Source organism: Halomicrococcus gelatinilyticus (genome assembly GCA_024227995.1).
Taxonomy (GTDB): domain Archaea; phylum Halobacteriota; class Halobacteria; order Halobacteriales; family Haladaptataceae; genus Halomicrococcus; species Halomicrococcus gelatinilyticus.
In genome coordinates this window covers 2379438-2400337 of sequence record CP100465.1, presented here as the reverse complement: position 1 = coordinate 2400337, position 20900 = coordinate 2379438, and the positions used below count along the sequence as shown (strand labels likewise).

The following is a 20900-nucleotide window of genomic DNA, read 5'->3' as shown; positions in this document are numbered from 1 at the left end:
GGTCCCGAACCCCGGAGAGTGTCTGGCGGGGGCTAGTCGTCGCCCTCCACGAGCGTGCGGTCGGCCACGGGCTGTCGGACGGCCTCCTCGCTGGTCTCGCGCTGGCGGCGGAGTTTGACGGCGACGTCCCAGCCGAACAGGACGGTGCCGAGGATGACGAGCGCGTCGCCGGGCATCCGCAGCCAGAACAGCAACTGGACCAGGTCGCGCTCGTAGAACGCGAGGCTGCGCGCGACGGCGTACCCCTGGGTGAACGCCGTCTCCAGTTGCAGGAAGCCGACGGGGAGCAGGGAGACGCCGACCATCATCGCGAGGCCGACGTTCCACGACCAGAACGCCCAGCGGAGCCGGCGGCCGTCCCAGTCGCGCGTCGTGATGCGGAGCATGTACGTCGCCATGCCGAGCGCGAGGAAGCCGAACGCGCCGAACATGGCGGCGTGGGCGTGCGCGACCGTGAGGTAGGTGCCGTGCTCGTAGTAGTTGAGGATGGGGAGGTTGATGAAGAAGCCGAGCACGCCCGCCCCGACGAAGTTCCACGCCCCGCTGGCGATGATGAACATGAACGGGAGCCGATAGGGGAAGGTCTCGCCGGCGGACGCCAGCGCGCGGTACTCGCCGAGCGCCTCGAAGAGGATGACGACGAGCGGGATGAGTTCGAGCGTCGAGAAGACGCTGCCGAGCGGCACCCAGACGTCGGGCTGGCCGATCCACCAGTAGTGGTGGGAGACGCCGACGACGCCCGACCCCATCACCAGCAGCGCCTCGAACAGTACGGCCTTCTCGGCGGAGCGCTTCTCAAGCAGGTTCATCGAGACGAGGGTGAGGCCGACGATGGCGACGATGAAGAACTCGAACGCCCCCTCGACCCACATGTGGACGACCCACCAGCGCCAGAACTCCGTCATCACGATGTTCGTCTGCGGCGTGTACAGCATCCCGGCGGTGAACAGCAGCGCGATGGAGCCGCCGGCGTACAGGATCATGTGCGAGAGGCCGTACGGCTGCTCGCGCGAAAGCAGCGGCCTGAACCCGCGCGCGACCAGCACCGCCCAGCCGACGAAGCCGGCCAGCAGGCCGAACTGCCAGACGCGCCCGACCTCGAGGTACTCCAGCCCCTCGTTGCCGAGCAGCCACCACAGCGGGCCGTCGAAGAAGCCGTTCATGCCGAGCCAGATGCCGGCGAGGCCGCCGACCGAGACGACGACCAGCGCCCCGAGCAGGACGTTCACGTATCGGCTCTGCCCGTCCGGTTCGTGGCCGGTCAGCAGCGGCGGCAGGAACAGGCCCGCGCCCAGCCAGAGCGTCGCTATCCAGAGCACGCCCAGGTCGAGGTGCCACGTCTTCGCGAGCGCGAACGGCGCGAGTTCGAGCACGTTCACGCCGAGCGCGTCGCCGATGCCGAAGAAGCCGGCCCGCTCGACGTAGAAGTGCGCGAGCAGGCCGCCGAGCAGCGTCTGGGCCAGGAACAGGCCCGCGCCGACGAGGACGAACCGGACCGCTGCGCGCTGGCTCGGAACCAGGTCGATGTCGTCGGGTGCCGGCACGGTGACGCCCGCCGTCGTCGGCTCCGGCAGTTCGACGGAGTTGTACAGCCAGACGCCGATGCCCGCACCGGCGACGAGCAGCACCATGGCGACGACGCTCCACGTCATCGCCGCGCCGGTGGCGTCGTTCCCCGCGAGCGGGTCGTACGGCCAGTCGTTCGTGAAGGTGTGGCTGGACCCCGGACGTTCCGTGTGAGAGATCCAGGCCGTCCAGAGCGCGAAGTCGGCGAAGCGGCGCGCGTCGTCCTCGCTGCCGATCATCTCGGCCGGGACGCCGCGCTCGTGGCTCCCCGCGTGGTAGCGGTCGACGTACTCCTCGCGGACCTGCTGGTGGGCGTACGTCTCCGCCGCGGAGTACCGGACCACGTCGTCGACGGCCCCCGACTCCAGGTCCGTCGTCACGCGCTGGTCGACCGCGGCCTGCTTCGGCTCCGGGAGGGCGTCGTAGGCCGCGTCGTACTGCTCGCGCGCGTAGTACTGCCGCATGTACTGCGCCTTCAGGTCCAGCGCGTCGGCGGTGTAGTCGACGCCGTAGTAGGCGCCGTTGCCGAGGATGGACCCGTGGTTCATCATGCCGTTCGACTGGAAGGTCTTCTTGCCCGCCTGCACCTCGCCGGCGTTGACCACCGTCTCGCCGTCCGGGCCGACGACCCGCTTCGGGATGGGCGGCGCGTTCTCGGCGGAGTACCACGCGCCGACGCCCATCACGACCAGGTTGACGACGAAGACGACGACGAGGAGCTTCGCGAGCGTCTTTCGTTCTACCTTCATACGGTCGACGCTGCCACCGCGACCCCCGTGTAAAGCCGCCCCGCTTCCCGACCGGCGGGAACGCCGTGAATATGTTCGACCGATACGCTATCCGTGGCCGCGACGGCGGACGGAACCGGAGAGTCCGTCGGCTGCGAGGGAGTGGAAAAGCGGCCGGGGGCGGTGACGACGACGACGCGCGCGGCGGGCGGACAGCAGACCCCGCCGTACTGTCTACCCGGCGGATCGACGCACCGAGCGGATGGAGGTGTCTGGACCGCGGACGTCCGTCGGGAACGCAGTCGGTAGCGAGGAAGCAGGCCGGCGGTCAGCAGCAGAAGATGAACGGGTACATCAGCGCCACGCGGTCGCCGTCCTGCAGTTCCGTGGCGAGACCGTCGAGGTGTTCGTTGAACCGGCCGTTGATCGCGACGCGAGCGAACGCCCGGGTCTGTTCGCCCTCCGGGTTCTTCCGCCACGACCCGGGCAGCCCCTCGACCGGTGCCCAGCCGCGGGTCGTCGCCTCCGCCTCCGTCTCGGCGATGACCAGGTCCGCGACGTCGTACTCGTCGAAGAACGCGTCGAGGAACTCCCGGAGCCGGTCGCCCTCGAAGGTGAACTCCAGTTCCGGCTCCCCGACGGCGGTCCGGACGTGGCCCGTACACCGCACCGTGACGGTCGTCTGGTCGTCCACACCGGTCGTCCGGTCGGCGGCGGTCGCCCGCTCGTCGGTGACAGTCGTTCGGTCGCCCATCTGGTCGTGACCCTACGACGCGCCGCCACCTAACTCCCGCGCCGAACACGTTCGCCCGTTATCAGCTTCCGGGAACGGGAGACAGACCCTTTTTGACGCGGGGGATACGACCGGACGAGTGAGACGATGACGACGCGACGAACCTACCTCGCAACGATCGGAGCGGTAGCGACGAGCACGGGTGCACTGGCGGGCTGTCTCGGTGGCGGCGGGGGCAGTGGGTCCTCGAAGTTCGACGGCTACCTCTCCGACACCTCGAACTTCGACGGCAGCGTGACTGACGAGACGGGCAGCGACACGGTGACGGTGAAGGTCGGCACGCAGGGGAACAACGGTGCCAACGGCTTCTCCCCGGCGGCGGTGACGGTGTCGTCGGGCACGACCGTCCGCTGGAAGTGGACCGGCAGGGGCAGCCACAACGTCGTCGAGGAGAACGGCGACTTCCGGAGCGACATGATGGCCAGGAAGGGCGAGACGTTCGAGCACGCGTTCGACGAGACGGGGACGTACAAGTACTACTGCCGGCCCCACAAGACGCTCGGGATGAAGGGCGTCGTCGTCGTGGAGTGACGGTGCCACCGTAGCCAGTAGCACTCGTCGGCGGTCGAGCCGTCGCAGTTCGACCGGACGTACTCGACGTACGCGTCACCGACGAGTCGGCGTGCGCCGAGAGATGCCGATGCCGACCGAGATAGAGGCGAGCGATACGACCGCAGGTGTCGACGTCCACTCCGCCGCGAACGGTCAGAGTTCTGCCGTGAGACGAACGCAGTCAGCGCAGCTCGATGATTCCGGTCTCACGGACGACGACGGAGAAACCGGCGTAGTCGAACTGGACAGCGGTGTCCGGTTGTGGTCGTCCGGAGCCGTCGAACTGGAAGAGTTCGTTCAGCGCATCTGGATTGATGGACTCGTACAGTGGATCGATTCTCGTCGGGTCCTCCCCCGTCGCTGCCGCAACTGCCTGGACGACTGCCTCGCTTGTTCGTTCGTCCGGCCGGATTCCGGTACGGTGGAAGACGTCGCCCGAATGCGTCGACCCGCCCTCCGGCGTCACCGGTCGGTTGTCTGGCGTCAGTCGCTTGTTTTCTGGTGCCATGGGAGTATTTCACCGCGAACAACACTTCACGCAACGACGTGGCATAAATAATCCCGTCAGACGCCCGTCCTACGCGGTACTCTCGCGTCGAGGGCAGTCACGGCCGAACGGTGCCACTGCTATTCCCAGGAACTGGGAACAGTTCCACGGCCCCGGGAACCGGTTAGTGGTTATACGTTTTCCACCGGCGGATCCTCAACCGTAAGGTGAGCCACGATGACCACAACTGAAATCGAACCCGGAACGAACACCTTCGAGAGCACGCTGGGCGGGCTGCAGGTGCGCGGTCGGGCACACAGCCTGAGCGCGTGGTTCGTCCTCGCGCTGCGCCTGATGATGGGCTACGCGTTCCTCCACGCCGGGTGGGCGAAGATCGCCGCAGCCGAGCCGTTCTCCGCGGGCGGCTACCTCACCCACGTCCCGGCGGCCAGCCCCGCGAGCGGGCTGTTCCACTGGATGGGGACCACGCCGTGGTTCGTCGACTTCGTGAACGTCGCCGTTCCCTACGGCGAGTTCCTCATCGGGCTCGGCCTCCTCGTGGGCGCGTTCACCCGCCTCGCGGCGTTCTGGGGCGCGTTCATGATGCTGCTGTTCTACCTCGGCAACTGGGAGGTCCAGCACGGCGTCATCAACGGCGACTTCGCGTACATGCTCGTGTTCCTCGCCGTCGCGGCGTTCGGCGCGGGCCACATCCTCGGGCTCGACAGCGTCATCGAGCGCTTCGAGGTCGACGGCGAAGCACTGGTCGAACGCCACCCGGCGCTCCGGTACGTCCTCGGCTGAGTCGGCCGCCGACCGCGGAGCGCTGGACCGTCTCGTTTTCTCGCGACCGTGGCGCGATGCCGGAGTCGCGCACGTCGTACGAATCCGGAGTTTACATGCACGTTCGGCGATTAGGCCGGGCCATGACTCGGGACTCGACGCGGACGCGGTCGACGCGGAACCGGCCGACGCGGCCGCGGTCGTTCCACGCGGCCCTGCGTCGGCTGGCCGCGTTCGCGGTCGTCGCACTGACACTCATCCCCGGCGTCGCGGCGGCACACGGGAGCCAGCACCCACAGCCGTACCCCCAGTGGCTCGCGCTGGTCGTGCTCGTCGTCGGCGCGGGCGTCGTCGCGGGGAGCGTCATCGCGGGCCGCCGTGGCCTCGACCGCACGACGGCGCTCGGCGGCGTCTTCCTCGGACTGTTCGTCGCCGCCGCCGGTGCGGTGGGGCTCGTCCAGCTCTCGCCGGTCAAGACGTTGAGCGCGTCGCAGACGCCAATCGACCGCGCGTGGTACGCGCCGCTGACGCTGGCGGTCGGCATCGGCATCGCCGTCGTCAGCCTCGTCGTCGGCCGCCTGAAGTTCCCGGAGCGCCCGCGCTACGCGTTCGTCGGAGCACTCCTGGGCATGTGGGTCGCGTACCCCGTCCTTGGCGGACTGGAGAACCCGGTCGGCTACCTGCTCGTGTTCGCCCTGCCGGTCGCCGTGGCCTACGTGCTATACCGCGACGCCCGGGGCATCCTCGCGCGCGTCGCCCGCGACCGCGTCGCCCGCCGGTTCGGCGTCGGCACGGGCGTGCTCGCTGCGCTCTTCTTCGCCTTCTCCATGGGGATGGTCACGTTCGTCCCCGAACACGGCATCGGCGTCCCCGACCACGGGTTCGTCGAGGTCACCCCGGTGGCGAACCCGCTGGTCTACTGGTCCGGCGTCGAGTTCTTCTTCCCGGGCGTCCCCGCGAGCGGCGTCGTCTCCCTCGGGATGGCGATCCAGGTCGGCCTCGTGGCGGCACTCGTCGGCCTGAACGGCGCGGTCATCGCCAGCCAGTGGCGGACCGCCGCCCCCGCCGGAACGACCGGGACGACCGAGACGACGACCGGCACGGCCGCCGTCGCCGCGCCGAACGCCTGCTGTTGCTGCGGGCCGGTCGTCACCGAACTCGCGGTCGTCGCCGTGGGCCCCTCCGCGGCCGCACCGCTGTACTGGCTGTTCGTCGACCTCGCCTCGCCCGTCGGCGCGCTCTTCTTCGTCGGCAGCGTCGGCCTGCTCGCCGGCAACCTCGCCTACGTCGGTCGCGAGCGCTGCTAACGGGGAACGGGACGCCGGGGCGGAACCCCTCCGCAGTCGGGAGGTGGTCGGCCAGTATCTCCAAACCGCCGCCGTCCGTACTGGCGTACGGATATGCCATCGAGACAAGCGGAGACCCACTGGCAGGGCGGAAAGGACGGCAGCGGTGACTTCGAGACCGAGAGCGGGCAGATAGAGGGGACGTTCCGGTTCCCGACCCGGTTCGAGGACGAGCCCGGAACGAACCCCGAGGAACTGATCGGGGCAGCGCACTCCGGCTGCTTCTCGATGCAGCTGACGGCGTTCCTCGAGGAGGAGGGCCACGAACCGGACCGCCTCGAGACGCGGGCGGACGTTCACCTCGAACGGGCCGACGGTGGCTTCGAGATTCCGCGCATCGACCTGACGCTGGAGGCCGCCGTCCCGGACGTCGACCAGAACACCTTCGACGAACTCGCCCAGCGCGCCAAGGAGAACTGCCCGGTCTCGAAGGCGCTCGCCGGGCCGGAGATCACGCTCGACGCCACGCTGGAGCAGTGAGCGAACCGCGACGGGAGCAACAGCAGTATCGCCCGCGGTGACGGCGACGGACGCTCTCCGTCGACGGCGACGGCGTCACTCGGCGAGCAGGTCGTCGACGAGTCGGGTGAACCGGTCGACCATCCGCTCGGGGAGCGAGGGCTCGATGACGCCGAGCATGCGCGCGGTCTCCTCCGGGCGCGTCGGGACGAGCGTCACGCGGTTGCGCTCGTCGCGACGCTTCTCGACCAGGCCCTGCTCTTCGAGGTGGCCGACGTGCCATGCCAGCGTGCTGCGGGCGATGTCGAGGTCGTCGACGACGTCGGCCGGACGGGCCTCGCCCGCCTCCAGCAGGCTGACGAGGACGTCGCGGGCCGTCTCGCGGCGGAGCAGCGCGACCGCGCCCCGCTCCCACTCGTCGTACTCCGGCGGGTAGTAGTGCGTCTTGCCGTACAGCTGTTCGCTGACGAGCGTGTCGTCGGCGAGCAGGTTCCTGACGTGGTACTGGACCTGTCCGGGGGCGAGGTCCAGCCCACGCACGAGGGCGTTGAAGTGGACGCCTGGTTTCGATTCGACGTGTCGGCGGATGCGCGTTCCCTGATCTGTCATAGTTGGTTCTCGACCGTCCGGGCGTAGTACACAGCTCCGACCACCAGCGCGACGACGGCCACGTCAAGGCCGTGCTCGACGAGGTGGTGGGTCGTCGACCCGAGATATCCCCCCATCGTCAGCGCGCCGACGACTGCGCGCGTCGCCAGCGCCGCGATCGCCAGCGCCACGAGCAGGTACGGCAGCGACCGCCGTCGCCGGAGCGCCGCCAGCGCCAGCACGAGCACGGCCACCGACCCCAGCGCGCCCAGCGTTAGCACCACTGTCAGCGCTGACGTCGAGGCTGCGGGGGTCGCCCCGTGCAGTATCGTCGGCACGATGGCGGAGGTCACGGCCGACGGTTGGGACTGGAGCTACGTGAGAGGCTCGGTTCCGTCGAGACGGAAGATCGACGTGCTGGACGACCCACAGCGGCCGGAAACGACGGTCGCGCTATTCGACGAGCCGGTCGAGCTGTTCGGGCGGGAGCGCCCCGCTCGCCTCGTTCCGGTCGCCGACGAACGTCGGGACGCCGGTGACGCCGGCGTCGCGTGCCGCGTCGAACCGCTCTTCCAGGTCGGCGTCGAGCGCGTCGTCCGCGATGGCGTCCCTGACCTCTCCGGGGTCGACGCCCGCGTCCGCGGCCGCGTCGGCGAGCACGTCCGGGTCGCCGATGTCGCGGGCCGCCTGCCAGCGCGCCTCGAAGACGGCGTCGTGGAACGCGCGGAACGTCTCGGCGTCGTAGTTCCGGCGGACGAACAGCGTCGCCTTGTTGGCGTTCCAGGAGTCGGCGTCGACGGAGAAGTCGACGGTCATCTCCGCGTCGAACTGCGCTTTCAGGTGTTCGACGTTCTCGCGGACCTTCGCCATGTAGTCGTCGTCCTTGCCGTCGTCGACGTCGCGGAGTTCGCCGTCGTCGTCGCGCTTGTACCCGCGGAGGTCGAAGACGCGCCACTCGACGTCGAGGGGGTCGTCGCGCTCCTCGCGGTAGTTCTCGAGCGATTCCTTGCCGAGGTAGCTGAACGGGCAGACGTAGTCGCTGTAGACGACCAGGTCGGCGGTGGACTGTTCGGCCATGCGCGAGCGTACTCACGTCCGGGTCAAAAACGAACGGACGCCGGAAGCGAACCGAGGAAGCGAGAGATATTTACCACGGTGCTGGTGGTGGGAGTGGTGGATCGCATTGCGACACATCGATTCCGACTGCCAGCAACCGCATCCCAGTCGAACTGTCGTGCGTGCTCCGTCGGATCGGTCGCCAGACTCTCGCCGGACAGAGTAGCGTCCAGCGTCGACGCCACAGCGTCGACAGTCGGGTCTGGCACCGTGGTCTACATCACCGAAGCGTGTCGGCAGTGTTCCGCAGGCGGACGTCTAGCAGAGACTGATCGGACGTACCGTCGGGTGGGCTTCCACCTCCTCTTAGTCGGGCGTAGGGCTATCCGTTCAGGGTGAACCGTGAGAGAAACGAACGGCGCTACGACGAGAGTCGCCTGAAGACCCGCATCACTCGTTCGTTCGCCTCCGTCCCGTTCCCGAACAGCGACATCGGGATGACGTAGGCCAGCCAGAGCGGGAGGACGATGACTACCAGCAGGGCCAGTTTCAGGACGAGTTTGACCATCCAGCTGACGACGACGATGTTGATCATGGTTTCACCTACTTCGAGACTATATAATCTATCTTTTGGCCCTGGATCATCGAACGAACTACAGTAATTGCGTGTCGGGTCTAGGAGACGACGGGAATCCCTTGCTGATGGCAACGACCACTAGATGGCAGAACGCCAACAGACCGGGCGAGACCGTCTCGACCACCGCGTCGACCTCGAACTGGGCACGAGCGACGTGCGCCCAGCGCTACAACGTCCAACCGCGCTCCGCGAACGAGGACGACAGTGCCGTATCGGGAGAACGCACCTGCGCTGGCAATCGGTAACCCATATATCACCGACCATGATGGCGGACAGTGGCGGGACCGGGCGACATTGCTGGAGATTTCGTCGTCTCGTAGAACCTACGCCCCTCGAATTAGAAACCAGGAATGCATCTTTCGTCGATGCCCCAAACAGTTAGACAATTGATTAGAAGGGGCCGCATAACAAAGATGGGTGTGCGGGTACTCTCTGGGTGCGATGTCGAATCTACGGTTCGATCTCCGATCGACGCGCCGGTCAGTTCTCGGCTCTGCCATCACGAGCGTCCTGGGACTCGGGACGTTCGGCGTGGGGGGAGTGAGAGCAGATTCAGCCACCGACAAGACAGCAGACGTTCGCACGATGGGGGCGGAGGCTGGCACGCAGCGAGTCACCCTCTTCGGAACGATGACCGAGTTCGCCGGTCACGACCACGTCTGGGCGGGATTCACGTACAAGAAGAAGGGGACGACGTCCGGGAGTTACGGCGAGGAGGTCAAGCTCTGGAATCCGGCGGCGGCACCGGCACAGCTCTCGGGCGACCAGCAACAGGGCCAGACGTTCTCGCTGACCTTCGAGTACGGGAACGAGGGGGTGAGCGAAGAGAGCGAGCAGTGGTGGCTCAAGCCAGGTAACACCTACACGTACCGGGCCCAGGCACGCATTCCGGGCACGGTCGGGGCGGTTCCGATCGACGGCGAACGGCGAGAGTTCACGATTCCCTGTCCCGACTGCTGTGAGAAGTAGCGAAACGCCCCATTCTTCGCGTTTATCGAACCCCCAGTCCGGTGGACACGGGCACCGACGAAGCTGGCGTCGTCTGCAGGCGCCGGACAGAATTCGACCGCGTCGTCCGGAAGTCGTCGGGGTGCCCCCGGCCTAAATCGCGAGACCAGGCGACGGGTCACGACCAGACGACGGGTCACGGATCGGAACGCGAATCGCGGCCGACGAGAAGGTTGATGTGGTGCCGGTGGTAGTGGTCCGGTCATGCAACGGCGACGGTTCCTCACCGTGGTGGGTGGCGCGGCCGCCGCGTTCGGGGCGACGGAACTGCTGGGGGCGTCGCAGTCCGGGGACGGTGACGTCGCGGCTGGCTCCGCGGCTAACAACGAGACCTCGTCGTACGCCATCCGCTCCGGAACCAGGCAGGCGACGGAGGTGTTCGTCCGGAAGAGCACCCGGGACGGTCCGACCGCGCTCGTCGTCGGCGGGATGCACGGCGACGAGGCGAGCGGCTATCGCGCGGCCGGCGACGTGGCCAGGTGGCCGCTGGAGTCCGGCACCCTCGTCGCGATACCGCGCGCCAACCGGGTGGCCATCCGCAACGACCGCCGGGAGGGCGCACGCGGCGACCTGAACCGGCGGTTCCCGACGGGGGAGCGGTCGACGACGGCGCTGGCGCGCGCCATCTGGAGCGTCGTCCAGCGTCACGACCCCGACGTCGTCCTCGACCTCCACAGCTCCGTCGGCATCTACCGCTTCCACGAGGACTCGGTCGGACAGACGCTCTGGCCGACCGACGACGGGGCGGCCGCCACGTACGCCGACCGGACCGTCGCCTACCTCAACGACGCCGTCGTCCCGTGGTCGATGCCGTACCACGACTACCGGGTCGGTGGCACGCTCACCGGCGACCGCCCGATGCTGGTCCACAAGGTCGCCGGCGACCTCGACAGGTCGGGGTACATCGTCGAGACGACCGACTTCCTGCTCGACGAAGCCACGCAGGTCCGGTGGACGAGGAAGGCCGCCGCCGACCTGCTAGCGCGCCACGGCGTCGTCCCGGCGGGCGGGAGGGGAACGCGATGAGCGCCGACGGCGTCCCGTGGTCGGACGTCCGGCGGGTGCTGCTCGGCCGTACCGTGTTGGCCACCTACCTCCTCCTGGTCGGACCGCTGGTCGCCGGCGCCGTCGACGCCCGGTTGATGACGCCGCTGGCGCTGCCGGGGTACGTCGCGCTCACGCTCGGCAGTGCCGTCGGTAGTCGGCTGTTCACGACGCTGGAGCCGTGGGTGTTCTGGGGACCCTTCTTCGCCGGTTCGTACCCGGTCGCCGTCGCGCTGGCGGGCGCGTACCGCATACTCCGTGGCCGACTGACCGTCGGTTCGTGAGACCACGACGGCAGTCGTCGGTGAACTCACCGCTCCGTCTCGCTGCTCCGACCACCCACCTCCCGGAGCGCGACGAGCACGTACGCCAGACCGAGCACGCGCGTCGCGGGGACGACCCACGACCTCCACTGGCACGCTTCGGCGTCGTCGTGCGCGAGGCGCGTGCCGAACGCGACGAACCGTCTCGGCGCGACGGCGGCAGGAACGCCGAGCAGGCCGAGCAGTCGCCGGAAGGTCGGCGACCGACCGCGCAGGCCGAGGAGCACGAACGCGGCTCCTTCGACGCGGATCGCGGGCCGCACCCACGACTTGAGCGTGCAGCCGTCCGTGGATTCGAACGCGGCCGCCGCCGAACGCTCGACGAGCCAGTCCGGAGCGACGAGTTCGACCAGTCCGAACACCGAGAGCAGTCGTTCGAGCATACCGCGTGGTTGGACGTCGAGTCGCATAACGCTACGCCGTCGAGCGTGGCCCGCAGTGGCGCTGACGGCAGGGGCGCTGACGGTGGAAGCTCGCCGGTGGACGCTCTCCCCCTGCCCCCGAGAGGGCAGGTGAGCATCCGCCGACGACCCTGCAGAGGAACTCGAACCGGAACCGGGGACCGAAGCGTATCGTCCCGGATGTCGATTCCGCGGCCGTATCGCCGGTAGACCGGGTGACGGTCGCGCGTGTCCAGTGCGTCACACGCCCGGCCGTCTCCTAGTCGTCACGGTCTTTCAGCCACTCGTCGAGGAGGTCGCGTATCGCCGCGTCGCGGTTGTCGCGATGGTTTGCGAACGCGATGTCGTCGATCTCCTCGAGTTCCTCTTCCGTGAGTTCGATTGTGACCGTCGGCATGTCGGCGTCCGCAGTGCGCATACGAACACCACTTGTGACCAGTTTCAAATAGGTACGTCAGACGGACGACTGCCGCTGCGGCGCGGGGCGGTCGGTCGGTGAGCGGGCGCACTGCCGCCCGCGCAACTGTGTCGCCCAGACGCCATCTTCTGGATGGTACTTTCCGACGTATCTGATCGCCAGCACCGAGAATTCGACGATGGCCTGGCACTATGAGATAACAGCCGTTCAGTTCGCAACCGAGTCCAGTAGAAACGTCGGTCCAGCGAGTGCAGATTCCCGAGCCATAGACGGGAAGTGCCCTGCGGTCGACGGTGAGAGGCGTACTGCGATGTCAGTAGAGCGCCTGAAACGACGGCTCGACGGACGGTTCTCGTCGGTCCTCCCGGTGCTGGAGTGGCTGCCACGGTACGACGAGTCGTGGCTGCGGTCGGACGTCGTCGCGGGGATCACCGTCGCGGCAGCCGTCGTCCCCGAGGGGCTGGCGTACGCGTCGCTGGCGAACCTGCCGCCACAGACGGGCCTGTACGCCGGGTTGATGGCCGTCGTCGTCTACCTGTTTCTCGGGACCTCCCGGCAGGTCATCGTGGGGCCGACCTCGGCGCTGGCGATCCTGCTCGCGAGCGGCGTCGGAGCGGTCGCCGGCGGGAGCACCGCCTCGTATGCGTCGCTGGTCGTCGTGACGACGCTGCTCGTCGGCGTCGTCGCGATCGTCGCGTGGGCGTTCCGACTGGGGTTCCTCGTCCACTTCATCTCCGGGTCGGTGCTCACGGGGTTCTCCGCCGGAGCGGCGCTGTACATCATGTCGACGCAACTCGGGAAACTGTTCGGCATCGAGGGTGCGACGGGCGTCTTCTACCAGCGGCTCTGGTACACCGCCACCCACCTCGGCGAGACGAATCCGGAGACGATGGCCGTCGGCGTTGCGGGCATCGCGTTGCTCGTCCTCGGTGAACGGTACCTGCCGCGTGCCCCGAACGCGCTCGTCGTCGTCGCCCTCGCCATCGTGCTCATGTCGGTGACGAACCTGCAGGCGCGCGGCGTCGACGTCGTCGGGGCGATTCCGAGTGGCCTCCCCTCCCCGACGGTGCCGGCGGTTCCCGACGTCGCGACGCTGGGTGCCCTCGTCCCCGTCGCCACCGCGCTGTTCCTGCTCTCCTACGTCCAGGGCATCGGCGCGGTCGAGACGTTCGCCCGCCGCCACGACTACGACACCGACGCGAACCAGGAACTGCTGGCCGACGGCGTCGCCAACCTCGCTGCCGGCCTCGGTGGCGGCTTCGCCGTCGGCGGCAGCATGTCGCGGTCGGCGCTCAACGACGCCGTCGGCGGCAAGACGCAGCTTACGAACGCCGTCGTCGCGCTCGTCCTCGTCGTCGTCCTGCTCTTTCTGACCGACGTGTTCACGACGCTCCCCGAGGCCATCCTCGCAGCGGTCGTCATCGTCGCCGTCGAGAGCCTCGTCGACCCGACCGCACTCCGGCAACTGTATCTCGTGAGCAAACAGGAGTTCGCCATCGCGATGGCGGCTCTGCTCGGCGTCCTCGCGGTCGGGATGCTCTGGGGCGTCTTCGTCGGCGTCGTCCTCTCGTTGCTGGTCGCCATCTCCCGGGTCAGCAGCCCGTCGACGCACGAACTCGGTCGACTCGGGGAGACGGACCACTTCGTCGCGCTCGACGAGAACCCGGCGGCGACGGCCGTCGCGGACGCGTTCGTCTACCGCGTCGAGGCCGAACTGTTCTACGCGAACGCGGAGACGGTCCGGACCGACCTCCTCGACCGCCTCGCGGACCGCGACGCCGACGTCGAACTGGTCGTCTTCGACCTCGCGTCGTCGCCGACGGTCGACTTCGAGGCCGCACAGATGCTGGCGAAACTCCACCAGGACCTCGAATCGCGCGGCGTCGACCTCCGGTTCGCCGGGGCGGAGTCCGACGTCGTGCAGCTGTTCGAGACGACGGGCCTCGCGGCGAACGTCGGTGGCGTGAAGACCGAGGAACCGGTCGCCGACGTCGTCGACCGCTGGCGAGCGCAGCGTTCGTCCTGACCGGCCCCCGGATGCCACGTCCCACAGGACGAACCCCATCGAACACGTCGATTCACCGGGAGCCGCGCTCGCCGACCGTCGCTCCCGGGACTGCTCGCCGACTACCGCTCGTCGGGCGCCTCGTCCGCGACGAGCGACTCGTCGCCGTACTCGTCGCGGAGGCGTTTCTTGTCGAACTTGCCGGTCGCCGTCTTGGGCACCTCGTCGATGAACAGCGTGGCGTCCGGGACCCACCACTTGGGGTAGTCCTCGCGGATCAGGTTCACCAGTTCCGCCTTCACTTCGTCGCGGTCGACGCCGACCTCGTCGGCGAGGACGACGAACGCCGCGGGGCGCTCCTGCCAGCGCTCGTGGGGGACGCCGACGACCGCGGCCTCGGAGACGGCGTCGTGGGCCATGAGCGCGTTCTCCAGTTCGACCGAGGAGATCCACTCGCCGCCGGACTTGATGACGTCCTTCGCGCGGTCGACGATCTTGACGTAGCCGTCCTCGTCGACGCTGACGACGTCGCCGGTCTTCAGCCACGACCCCTCGAAGTCGGTCTCGTCGGCCTCCGGGCGCTCGAAGTACGAGTCGGTGACCCAGGGCCCGCGGATGTACAGTTCGCCGAAGTCCTCGCCGTTCCACGGCACCTCCTCGCCGTCGTCGTCGACGACCCGGAACTCCAGCCCCGGGAGGACGAGTCCCTGCTTCTGGCGCTTCTCGTACTTTCGCTCGGCGTCCCAGTCCTCCATACCGTCCTTGAGGTGCGAGAGGGTGCCGACGGGCGAGAGTTCGGTCATCCCCCAGCCCTGGAGCATCGTGACGTCGAACTCCTCGTCGAACGCCCGGATGAGGCTCTTGGGCGCGGCGGCGCCGCCGACCATCACGCGCTCCAGGCTGTCGAAGTCGAGGTCGTTCTCCCGCGCGTACTCCAGCACGCCCATCCACACGGTGGGGACGCCCGCGGTGAACGTGACGCCCTCGTCCTCGATGAGCCGTGCGAGGTCCTCCGGGTCCGGCGACGGGCCGGGGTAGACGTGCTTTGCGCCCGCGGCGGTCAGCGAGAACGGCATCCCCCACGCGTTGACGTGGAACATCGGAACGACGGGCATGACGACGTCGCCGTCGTCGATGTCGAGACCCTGCGGGGTGAGCGTCGCCATCGTGTGCGACCACAGCATCTGCTGGGTGTACTCGACGCCCTTCGGACGGCCGGTCGTCCCGGACGTGTAGCACATCCCCGCGCGCTGGTCCTCGTCGAGTTCCGGCCACTCGTAGGACGGTTCCTGCTCGCCGACGAACGACTCGTAGTCCGTCACCGGGTCGAGCGACGTCTCCGGCACCGCCTCGCCCATCACGACGAACTGCTCGACGCTGGCGAAGGCGTCGGCGTCGTAGGCGCTCTCCAGCTTCTCGACGAGCGAGGGGTCGACGAACACCAGCCGGTCGCCCGCGTTCTCGACGATGTACTGGACGTGCTCGTCGGGCAGCAGCGGGTTGATGGTGTGGAGCTGTGCGCCCGTATTGGGGACGCCGAAGTACGTCTCGAAGTGCCGGTGGTGGTTCCAGGAGACGGTGGCGACGCGGTCGCCCGCCTCGATGCCGCTCGCCTCGAGCGCGTTCGCGAGCTGCCGCGTCCGGTCGGCGTAGGTCGCGTAGTCGTAGCGCTCGATGCCGTCGTGAGTGCGCGCGACGATCTCCGTGTCCGGGTAGAGACGCTCCGCGCGCCAGAGGAACGATCCGATCGTCTGGTCGTGACCAGCCATGCCGACAGTGAGAACACCATGCGGCTTAACGGTTGGCGTCGGGGAACCCCAGAAGCGACGGACGGGGCGGCGGCGACGTCCGGTCGTTATTTGGGGTGGCGCGACGACGGCCCGCTATGGACGAACTCGTCGAGGCGGCCCGCGAGGTACAGGAACGCGCACACGTCCCCTACTCCGACTACCCGGTCGGCGCTGCGCTGCGGACGGCGGAGGGGACGGTGTACGTGGGCTGCAACATCGAGAACGCCAACTACAGCAACTCGCTGCACGCCGAGGAGGTCGCCGTCGCGGAGGCGGTCAAGGAGGGCCACCGCGAGTTCGACCGCATCGCGGTGAGCTCCGGCCGCCGCGACGGCGTCACGCCCTGCGGGATGTGCCGCCAGACGCTCGCGGAGTTCTGCGACGACGACCTGGTCGTCGTCTGCGACGAGGGCGACGGGACGAGCGAGTACGCGCTCGGCGAACTGCTGCCGGACACCATCACCGAGGAGATGCTGGGGTAGCGACGCCGGGAGACGGAAGAGCCTATTTCGACCGGGGACGACACCCCGGGTATGGACGACAGCGAGGACCCGAGCGACGACGTCCAGTACCACCTGGAGGTCGGCGCGGACGACGTCGCCGACGCCGTACTGCTCCCCGGCAACCCCGAGCGCATCGAGAAGATCACGCAGTTCTGGGACGACGCCGAGGAGGTCGCCCACCACCGCGAGTACCGCACCGTCACCGGGACGTACGACGAGACGCCCATCAGCGTCACCTCGACCGGCATCGGCGGGCCGTCCGCCGCCATCGCGGTCGAGGAACTGGCGCGCGCCGGCGTCGACACGTTCGTCCGCGTCGGCTCCTGCGGTGCCATCCAGCCCGAGATGTCCGTCGGCGACCTCGTCATCACGACCGGCGGCGTCCGCCAGGAGGGCACCAGCGACGAGTACGTCCGCGAGGACTACCCCGCCGTCGCCGACTACGAGGTGGTCTCGGCGCTCGTCGCGGCCGCCGAACGGCTCGGCCACGACTACCACACCGGCGTCACGATGAGCGCCGACAGCTTCTACGCCGGCCAGGGACGCCCCGGCTTCGAGGGGTTCCTCGCCGAGGGCAGCGAGGACCTCGTCGAGCACCTGAAGGACGCGAACGTGAAGAACATCGAGATGGAGGCCAGCGCCATCATGACCATCGCCAGCGTCTACGGCCTGCGCGCCGGCGCGGTCTGTTCGGTGTACGCCAATCGCGAGACCGGTGAGTTCCGCACCGAGGGCGAACACCGCGCCGCCGAGACGGCCAGCCTCGCCGTCCGACTGCTCGCTCGCATGGACGCGGTCAAGGCCGAGGCGGGCGTCGACCACTGGCACCCCGGCCTCTCGCTGGACGACTAGGACGGCCGCGGCGCTTCTCGGGGGGAACGGGAACGGAGTCGAGCGGCGGCCACGCTCGTCAACGCTGGCGAGTCGCGGAGGGAAGAAATCGTGGGGGTGAGAGAGGGAAGAAGACGGGTCGCAATCGCGTTACGCGTACGCCTGGCGGGCCTTCCGGAAGCCGGGGATGACCACCCAGAACAGCAGCATCGAGAAGATGGTGAGCCAGAACAGTACCTCGCGCAGCACGATGGCGAGGCTACCGTACGTTCCCAGACCGGTCGGGATCTCGCCGATGAGCTGCGTGTCCTCGAACCCGGGCGTGGTGTACCAGCCCGACAGGACCATCCAGCCGAGGCCCGCGGTCGTGGCGATGCCGAGCCCTTTCGCGAATTCGTCAGCCATTGTTCGATGGTTCGTCGGAGTCGTCTTTAGGTTTTCCCATTCCTTCGGCGTGGAACCGGGTCGAGAAGGCGTACACGACCGCCCCGGCAGCGATGAGCGCCACGCCGCCGAGCGCCAGCGGAAGCTGCACCTCCTCGAGCGGTGCTCGCGCCCGGTCGGTCGCCGTGTCGAGGACGACGAAGCCCCCGACGACGGTCACGACGGCGAACAGCGTCGAGAACACCGTCACCGCCTTGTACACCCGCAGGGGGACGACGACCTCGCGAGCGGCGATGCCGTCGCCGTCGTCGCGTATCTCGACCAGCTGGTCGTCGTCCTCTTCGTCGTCGAAAACGGAGTACTCGCGTTCGTCGTCCGCGCCAGAAACCATGGGGGAGTTACTTCGGCGGACGCAGCCGGTAGTAGCGGCGGTTCAGGCTGAACATGTAGCCTTCACGCATCGACTTCAGCACCGCGTACGAGATCGTCCCCGCGATGATCGGCAGGAGGAACGTCAGGTCGAACGTGAGGTGGGCGTTGATGGGCAGCAGGTTCTTGATGGACAGCGCGCTGATCGTGATGGCGAAGACGACGCCGGCGACGCCGACGCTCGCCCAGAACGGCTCCTCGACGGGCCGCCGGGCGCTCCCCTTGTTCAGGAAGGGGACGATGGCGATGATGCCGACAACGACGATGTTCGCCACGACGCCGTACGTGCGGTCCGCCATCAGGGAATCGCCGCCCAGGATGGCGAGGTCCGGGTTGAGCGGACCGAGTTTCAGCAGGCCGAACGACCAGTAGAGATACCAGTCCGGCAGGATGATGCTCGGCGTGGTACTCGGGTCGGCCGGCGCGCCGAGGTGGGGCGGCAGCGTCGCGGAGAGGAACAGGATCATGCCCACGAAGAAGCTCGTGATCGAGAGGTTGCGGATCATCTCGTGGGGCCACGTCGGGAACGCCAGCACGTCACGCTCGACGTAGCTGGACTCCTGGCGGAGGTCCTGGTCCTCGCGACGGGCGCGCTCGAAGTACTCGTAGGTCAGCCGGGAGAGGCCCTGGGTGCGCTCCTTGCGCTCGATCCACGAGGGCGTCTCGTCGTCCGGCGGGACGATGCCGGTGCCGCTTCCGTCGGTCTTGGGTTCGTTTTCGTCGGTCATTGTTAGTGTGGTTCAGCGATGCCCTGCATCCAGACGATGCCGATGTGGACGGCGATGAGCGTCGTGACGACGAACGGGAGCAGGAACACGTGCAGGATGTACATCCGTTGCAACGTGGCCTGGGTCAGTGCGAAGCCACCGAACAGCAACTGGGCGACCCACTCGCCTATCAGCGGGACGGAGAGCGACATCTCGACGCCGATCTGTCCGGCCCAGTACGACAGCTGGTCCCACGGCAGCAGGTAGCCCGTGTACCCGAACACCATCGTGAGGCTGATCAGGACGATGCCCAGCAGCCAGTTGAGTTCACGCGGCTCCTTGTACGCGCCCGTGAAGTAGACGCGGAGCATGTGCAGGAAGACGGCCGCGACCATCACCTGCGCCGACCAGCGGTGGAGACTGCGGAGCATGAACCCGAAGTTCAGCTCGGTCATGATGAAGGTGAGCTGGTTGTACGCGGTCGAGGGGTCGCCCGCCGTCGACGGCGAGTAGTAGAACCCCAGCAGCGCGCCGCTGATGGCGGCAACCACGTACGCGATGGTGGAGAAGCTCCCCAGCGCGTACAGCGGGTACCAGTACCAGAACTTGTTGTCGAGGCCGTACTGCTCGGTGTGGCTCTTGGGCATCTGGAGGTTGACCCGGTAGTAGAGGGTCTCCAGCAGCTCGAGGTAGTCGACGATGCGGAACCGGCGGTCGAGCCAGATCAGCGTCGTGAGGAACGTCGTCTCTATCGGCGTGAGGTCCTTCTCCTTCAGCCACTCGCCGTGGTCGTACTCGTCTTTGCGTTCGATGCTCATGGTGTCATTCACTCTCCGTGCGCGGAAGCGCCAGGAAGTCCTTCTCGACGATGGTGTACGGGTCGTAGGTGGACTGGTGGCACGGACAGTAGGACGCGTCTTCGGCGTTGAACTTCGCTGCGCCAGCGAGGCCCTTGTACGCGGGCACGCAGCAGAAGTGGGTACACTTGTTCAGGAAGGCCATGAACCCCTTCTGCGTGCTGGCCTTCATCCAGTCGTCCTCCTCGGCCATCTTCTCGACGTTCTTGCTGCGGATGACCTGGACGGTCAGCGTCTGGGACGACGGGACGTCCTGCGACCGCCACGTCACCATCGCGGGCTTGCCGAGGCCGGACTCGCCGATGCCGTTGCCCCACTCCTCGTAGTCGGAGAAGTCGTCGACGTGGACCTTGTCGCCCGACTCGGCCTCCTCGTTCTGCCAGTCGTACTTGTCGGAGTCCTTGTACCGGAAGTAGTTGTCCATGTCGGCTTCCGGCCTGACGCCCTTGTACGTCTGGACGCCGCAGTACTGGAACCACTTGGGCGAGTAGGTGAGACCGGCGATCTCCTTCTCCGCGACCGTCACCGGCTTGTTGTTGATCATCTTCTCTTCGGCCTCGGGGAACATGCCCTTGAGATACCCCTCCTCGTCGATCTCGATGGGTATCTGGGGCATCCCGCGCGGGGCGGGGCCGCCCGTGTTCTTGACCCCCTTGAACGTGGTGATACCGCCACCACCGCTACCGGGGGCCGTCGCCGACTTCAGTCCGGCCGCCCCGGCGGTACCGACGCCGGCCAGCGTGGCGCTGCCCACGACACCCTTGACGAAACGGCGGCGACCTGTGCTCTCGGGATACTTGTCGTCTCCTGCCATTGTTTATCGTTTGTAGTATGGGTACACTGCTTTCTTGAACTGTTCCCACGCGTCACCGAACGACTCCTCGCCGTACTGGTCCTCCTCGCGCACGTAGAGGTCCTCCCACTTGCGACGACGCTTCTTGACGATCATCACGTCGGGGAGGAACTCCTTGCGGTACAGCATGAGGATGAACGCGAGGTCGATGAACACGACCGCGAGGATACCGCCGAGGTACATGTTCCCGACCTCCGTGAGCCCCCAGCCTTCCAGGAGCCCGTAGGTGAACAGGCCGACGAACACGACCTCGATGATCGTCAGCAGGACGATGGCGATCGCCGCCGTCGTGCTCTCGCGCGCCGGTTCGTATCGGTGAATGTCGCCGTAGTTGCTTCCTGTGGATGACATC

Annotated in this window: 26 protein-coding genes; 10 read left to right on the top strand and 16 right to left on the bottom strand. The window is 67.7% G+C overall.

Translation table 11 applies throughout. The annotated features are described in order from the left end of the window. Positions 1-32: 32 nt before the first annotated feature. Both NKT36_RS12680 and NKT36_RS12675 read right to left on the bottom strand, forming a co-directional pair. Positions 33-2315 (bottom strand): nitric-oxide reductase large subunit, encoded by a 2283-nt coding sequence (locus NKT36_RS12680; RefSeq protein WP_327051418.1) that lies wholly within the window; start codon positions 2313-2315, stop codon positions 33-35. Positions 2316-2622: 307 nt separating this feature from the next. Next, the gene (locus NKT36_RS12675) at positions 2623-3048 is read right to left on the bottom strand and encodes a MoaD/ThiS family protein (protein ID WP_327051417.1); all 426 of its coding nucleotides are present in this window, start codon (positions 3046-3048) and stop codon (positions 2623-2625) included. Between the two features lie 126 nt (positions 3049-3174). Between NKT36_RS12675 and NKT36_RS12670 the strand changes: the two genes are divergently transcribed. Further along, positions 3175-3618, top strand: a complete 444-nt coding sequence (locus NKT36_RS12670) for a halocyanin domain-containing protein (RefSeq protein ID WP_327051416.1) — start codon at positions 3175-3177, stop codon at positions 3616-3618. Positions 3619-3820: 202 nt separating this feature from the next. On the opposite strand, the gene NKT36_RS12665 is transcribed toward NKT36_RS12670, so the two are convergent. Beyond that, positions 3821-4147, bottom strand: coding sequence for a HalOD1 output domain-containing protein (locus NKT36_RS12665; RefSeq protein WP_327051415.1), 327 nt, complete (start codon positions 4145-4147; stop codon positions 3821-3823). 216 nt (positions 4148-4363) lie between these two features. Here NKT36_RS12665 and NKT36_RS12660 point away from each other — a divergent pair, with 216 nt between their 5' ends. From NKT36_RS12660 to NKT36_RS12650, 3 genes are all read left to right on the top strand, one after another. Further along, on the top strand, positions 4364-4930 hold the full coding sequence (locus NKT36_RS12660) for a DoxX family protein (RefSeq protein ID WP_327051414.1): 567 nt from the start codon (positions 4364-4366) through the stop codon (positions 4928-4930). A 122-nt stretch (positions 4931-5052) separates the two neighbouring features. Next, positions 5053-6216, top strand: coding sequence for a hypothetical protein (locus tag NKT36_RS12655; RefSeq protein ID WP_327051413.1), 1164 nt, complete (start codon positions 5053-5055; stop codon positions 6214-6216). Between the two features lie 93 nt (positions 6217-6309). Next, positions 6310-6735, top strand: coding sequence for an OsmC family protein (locus NKT36_RS12650; protein WP_327051412.1), 426 nt, complete (start codon positions 6310-6312; stop codon positions 6733-6735). Positions 6736-6810: 75 nt separating this feature from the next. Here the strand turns inward: NKT36_RS12650 and NKT36_RS12645 are convergent, their stop codons facing one another. The 4 genes from NKT36_RS12645 to NKT36_RS12630 all read right to left on the bottom strand — a co-directional run bounded on the left by NKT36_RS12645 (position 6811) and on the right by NKT36_RS12630 (position 8953). Further along, positions 6811-7323 carry a winged helix-turn-helix transcriptional regulator gene (locus NKT36_RS12645; RefSeq protein ID WP_327051411.1) on the bottom strand — a complete coding sequence of 171 codons (513 nt, stop codon included), beginning with the start codon at positions 7321-7323 and terminating at the stop codon, positions 6811-6813. After that, positions 7320-7586, bottom strand: a complete 267-nt coding sequence (locus tag NKT36_RS12640; protein ID WP_327051410.1) for a DUF7471 family protein — start codon at positions 7584-7586, stop codon at positions 7320-7322. The genes NKT36_RS12645 and NKT36_RS12640 overlap by 4 nt, the downstream gene beginning before the upstream one ends. 169 nt (positions 7587-7755) lie before the next feature. Further along, entirely contained in the window at positions 7756-8379 is a 624-nt protein-coding gene (locus NKT36_RS12635) for a DsbA family oxidoreductase (RefSeq protein ID WP_327051409.1), read from the bottom strand. Between the two features lie 400 nt (positions 8380-8779). Then, on the bottom strand, positions 8780-8953 hold the full coding sequence (locus NKT36_RS12630; protein ID WP_327051408.1) for a hypothetical protein: 174 nt from the start codon (positions 8951-8953) through the stop codon (positions 8780-8782). Between the two features lie 627 nt (positions 8954-9580). Here NKT36_RS12630 and NKT36_RS12625 point away from each other — a divergent pair. The 3 genes from NKT36_RS12625 to NKT36_RS12615 all read left to right on the top strand — a co-directional run bounded on the left by NKT36_RS12625 (position 9581) and on the right by NKT36_RS12615 (position 11331). Then, complete coding sequence (locus tag NKT36_RS12625; protein WP_327051407.1) at positions 9581-9964, top strand: hypothetical protein; 384 nt, start codon at positions 9581-9583, stop codon at positions 9962-9964. A 243-nt stretch (positions 9965-10207) separates the two neighbouring features. After that, positions 10208-11029, top strand: a complete 822-nt coding sequence (locus NKT36_RS12620) for a succinylglutamate desuccinylase/aspartoacylase family protein (protein WP_327051406.1) — start codon at positions 10208-10210, stop codon at positions 11027-11029. Next, positions 11026-11331 (top strand): hypothetical protein, encoded by a 306-nt coding sequence (locus NKT36_RS12615; protein ID WP_327051405.1) that lies wholly within the window; start codon positions 11026-11028, stop codon positions 11329-11331. Before NKT36_RS12620 ends, NKT36_RS12615 begins: the two co-directional genes overlap by 4 nt. Positions 11332-11357: 26 nt before the next feature. Here NKT36_RS12615 and NKT36_RS12610 read toward each other — a convergent pair whose 3' ends face one another. Both NKT36_RS12610 and NKT36_RS12605 read right to left on the bottom strand, forming a co-directional pair. Continuing rightward, entirely contained in the window at positions 11358-11753 is a 396-nt protein-coding gene (locus NKT36_RS12610; protein WP_327051404.1) for a hypothetical protein, read from the bottom strand. A gap of 277 nt (positions 11754-12030) precedes the next feature. Next, positions 12031-12189 carry a ribbon-helix-helix protein, CopG family gene (locus NKT36_RS12605; RefSeq protein ID WP_327051403.1) on the bottom strand — a complete coding sequence of 53 codons (159 nt, stop codon included), beginning with the start codon at positions 12187-12189 and terminating at the stop codon, positions 12031-12033. Between the two features lie 310 nt (positions 12190-12499). Here NKT36_RS12605 and NKT36_RS12600 point away from each other — a divergent pair, with 310 nt between their 5' ends. After that, a complete protein-coding gene (locus NKT36_RS12600; protein ID WP_327051402.1) occupies positions 12500-14215 on the top strand; it encodes a SulP family inorganic anion transporter in 1716 nt (571 codons plus the stop codon). A 101-nt stretch (positions 14216-14316) separates the two neighbouring features. On the opposite strand, the gene NKT36_RS12595 is transcribed toward NKT36_RS12600, so the two are convergent. After that, complete coding sequence (locus NKT36_RS12595) at positions 14317-15963, bottom strand: long-chain fatty acid--CoA ligase (RefSeq protein ID WP_327051401.1); 1647 nt, start codon at positions 15961-15963, stop codon at positions 14317-14319. A 116-nt stretch (positions 15964-16079) separates the two neighbouring features. Here NKT36_RS12595 and cdd point away from each other — a divergent pair, with 116 nt between their 5' ends. Next, positions 16080-16466, top strand: a complete 387-nt coding sequence (cdd, locus tag NKT36_RS12590; protein WP_327051400.1) for a cytidine deaminase — start codon at positions 16080-16082, stop codon at positions 16464-16466. Positions 16467-16517: 51 nt separating this feature from the next. Beyond that, positions 16518-17339 (top strand): uridine phosphorylase, encoded by an 822-nt coding sequence (udp, locus tag NKT36_RS12585; protein WP_327051399.1) that lies wholly within the window; start codon positions 16518-16520, stop codon positions 17337-17339. Between the two features lie 129 nt (positions 17340-17468). Here the strand turns inward: udp and NKT36_RS12580 are convergent, their stop codons facing one another. The 6 genes from NKT36_RS12580 to NKT36_RS12555 are packed head-to-tail and all read right to left on the bottom strand — an operon-like array spanning position 17469 to position 20899. Further along, positions 17469-17723 carry a DUF7314 family protein gene (locus tag NKT36_RS12580; RefSeq protein WP_327051398.1) on the bottom strand — a complete coding sequence of 85 codons (255 nt, stop codon included), beginning with the start codon at positions 17721-17723 and terminating at the stop codon, positions 17469-17471. Beyond that, on the bottom strand, positions 17716-18093 hold the full coding sequence (locus NKT36_RS12575; protein WP_327051397.1) for a DUF7315 family membrane protein: 378 nt from the start codon (positions 18091-18093) through the stop codon (positions 17716-17718). Before NKT36_RS12575 ends, NKT36_RS12580 begins: the two co-directional genes overlap by 8 nt. A gap of 7 nt (positions 18094-18100) precedes the next feature. Continuing rightward, positions 18101-18859: a cytochrome b family protein gene (locus tag NKT36_RS12570; RefSeq protein WP_327051396.1), complete on the bottom strand. Its 759-nt coding sequence runs from the start codon at positions 18857-18859 to the stop codon at positions 18101-18103. A gap of 2 nt (positions 18860-18861) precedes the next feature. Beyond that, positions 18862-19656, bottom strand: coding sequence for a cytochrome b (locus tag NKT36_RS12565; protein ID WP_327051395.1), 795 nt, complete (start codon positions 19654-19656; stop codon positions 18862-18864). Positions 19657-19660: 4 nt separating this feature from the next. Beyond that, positions 19661-20509, bottom strand: coding sequence for a ubiquinol-cytochrome c reductase iron-sulfur subunit (locus tag NKT36_RS12560; RefSeq protein WP_327051394.1), 849 nt, complete (start codon positions 20507-20509; stop codon positions 19661-19663). A gap of 3 nt (positions 20510-20512) precedes the next feature. Next, on the bottom strand, positions 20513-20899 hold the full coding sequence (locus NKT36_RS12555) for a DUF7318 family protein (protein ID WP_327051393.1): 387 nt from the start codon (positions 20897-20899) through the stop codon (positions 20513-20515). Between the last annotated feature and the right edge of the window lies 1 nt (position 20900).

Coding starts and splice junctions, on each gene's coding strand:
- NKT36_RS12605 (WP_327051403.1), bottom strand. CDS start 12,189: ATGCGCACTGCGGACGCCGACATGCCGACGGTCACAATCGAACTCACG.
- NKT36_RS12680 (WP_327051418.1), bottom strand. CDS start 2,315: ATGAAGGTAGAACGAAAGACGCTCGCGAAGCTCCTCGTCGTCGTCTTC.
- NKT36_RS12645 (WP_327051411.1), bottom strand. CDS start 7,323: ATGACAGATCAGGGAACGCGCATCCGCCGACACGTCGAATCGAAACCA.
- NKT36_RS12575 (WP_327051397.1), bottom strand. CDS start 18,093: ATGGTTTCTGGCGCGGACGACGAACGCGAGTACTCCGTTTTCGACGAC.
- NKT36_RS12615 (WP_327051405.1), top strand. CDS start 11,026: ATGAGCGCCGACGGCGTCCCGTGGTCGGACGTCCGGCGGGTGCTGCTC.
- NKT36_RS12625 (WP_327051407.1), top strand. CDS start 9,581: ATGGGGGCGGAGGCTGGCACGCAGCGAGTCACCCTCTTCGGAACGATG.
- udp (WP_327051399.1), top strand. CDS start 16,518: ATGGACGACAGCGAGGACCCGAGCGACGACGTCCAGTACCACCTGGAG.
- NKT36_RS12670 (WP_327051416.1), top strand. CDS start 3,175: ATGACGACGCGACGAACCTACCTCGCAACGATCGGAGCGGTAGCGACG.
- NKT36_RS12570 (WP_327051396.1), bottom strand. CDS start 18,859: ATGACCGACGAAAACGAACCCAAGACCGACGGAAGCGGCACCGGCATC.
- NKT36_RS12665 (WP_327051415.1), bottom strand. CDS start 4,147: ATGGCACCAGAAAACAAGCGACTGACGCCAGACAACCGACCGGTGACG.
- NKT36_RS12555 (WP_327051393.1), bottom strand. CDS start 20,899: ATGTCATCCACAGGAAGCAACTACGGCGACATTCACCGATACGAACCG.
- NKT36_RS12560 (WP_327051394.1), bottom strand. CDS start 20,509: ATGGCAGGAGACGACAAGTATCCCGAGAGCACAGGTCGCCGCCGTTTC.
- NKT36_RS12580 (WP_327051398.1), bottom strand. CDS start 17,723: ATGGCTGACGAATTCGCGAAAGGGCTCGGCATCGCCACGACCGCGGGC.
- NKT36_RS12675 (WP_327051417.1), bottom strand. CDS start 3,048: ATGGGCGACCGAACGACTGTCACCGACGAGCGGGCGACCGCCGCCGAC.
- NKT36_RS12610 (WP_327051404.1), bottom strand. CDS start 11,753: ATGCTCGAACGACTGCTCTCGGTGTTCGGACTGGTCGAACTCGTCGCT.
- NKT36_RS12565 (WP_327051395.1), bottom strand. CDS start 19,656: ATGAGCATCGAACGCAAAGACGAGTACGACCACGGCGAGTGGCTGAAG.
- NKT36_RS12595 (WP_327051401.1), bottom strand. CDS start 15,963: ATGGCTGGTCACGACCAGACGATCGGATCGTTCCTCTGGCGCGCGGAG.
- NKT36_RS12635 (WP_327051409.1), bottom strand. CDS start 8,379: ATGGCCGAACAGTCCACCGCCGACCTGGTCGTCTACAGCGACTACGTC.
- NKT36_RS12650 (WP_327051412.1), top strand. CDS start 6,310: ATGCCATCGAGACAAGCGGAGACCCACTGGCAGGGCGGAAAGGACGGC.
- cdd (WP_327051400.1), top strand. CDS start 16,080: ATGGACGAACTCGTCGAGGCGGCCCGCGAGGTACAGGAACGCGCACAC.
- NKT36_RS12655 (WP_327051413.1), top strand. CDS start 5,053: ATGACTCGGGACTCGACGCGGACGCGGTCGACGCGGAACCGGCCGACG.
- NKT36_RS12660 (WP_327051414.1), top strand. CDS start 4,364: ATGACCACAACTGAAATCGAACCCGGAACGAACACCTTCGAGAGCACG.
- NKT36_RS12600 (WP_327051402.1), top strand. CDS start 12,500: ATGTCAGTAGAGCGCCTGAAACGACGGCTCGACGGACGGTTCTCGTCG.
- NKT36_RS12630 (WP_327051408.1), bottom strand. CDS start 8,953: ATGATCAACATCGTCGTCGTCAGCTGGATGGTCAAACTCGTCCTGAAA.
- NKT36_RS12620 (WP_327051406.1), top strand. CDS start 10,208: ATGCAACGGCGACGGTTCCTCACCGTGGTGGGTGGCGCGGCCGCCGCG.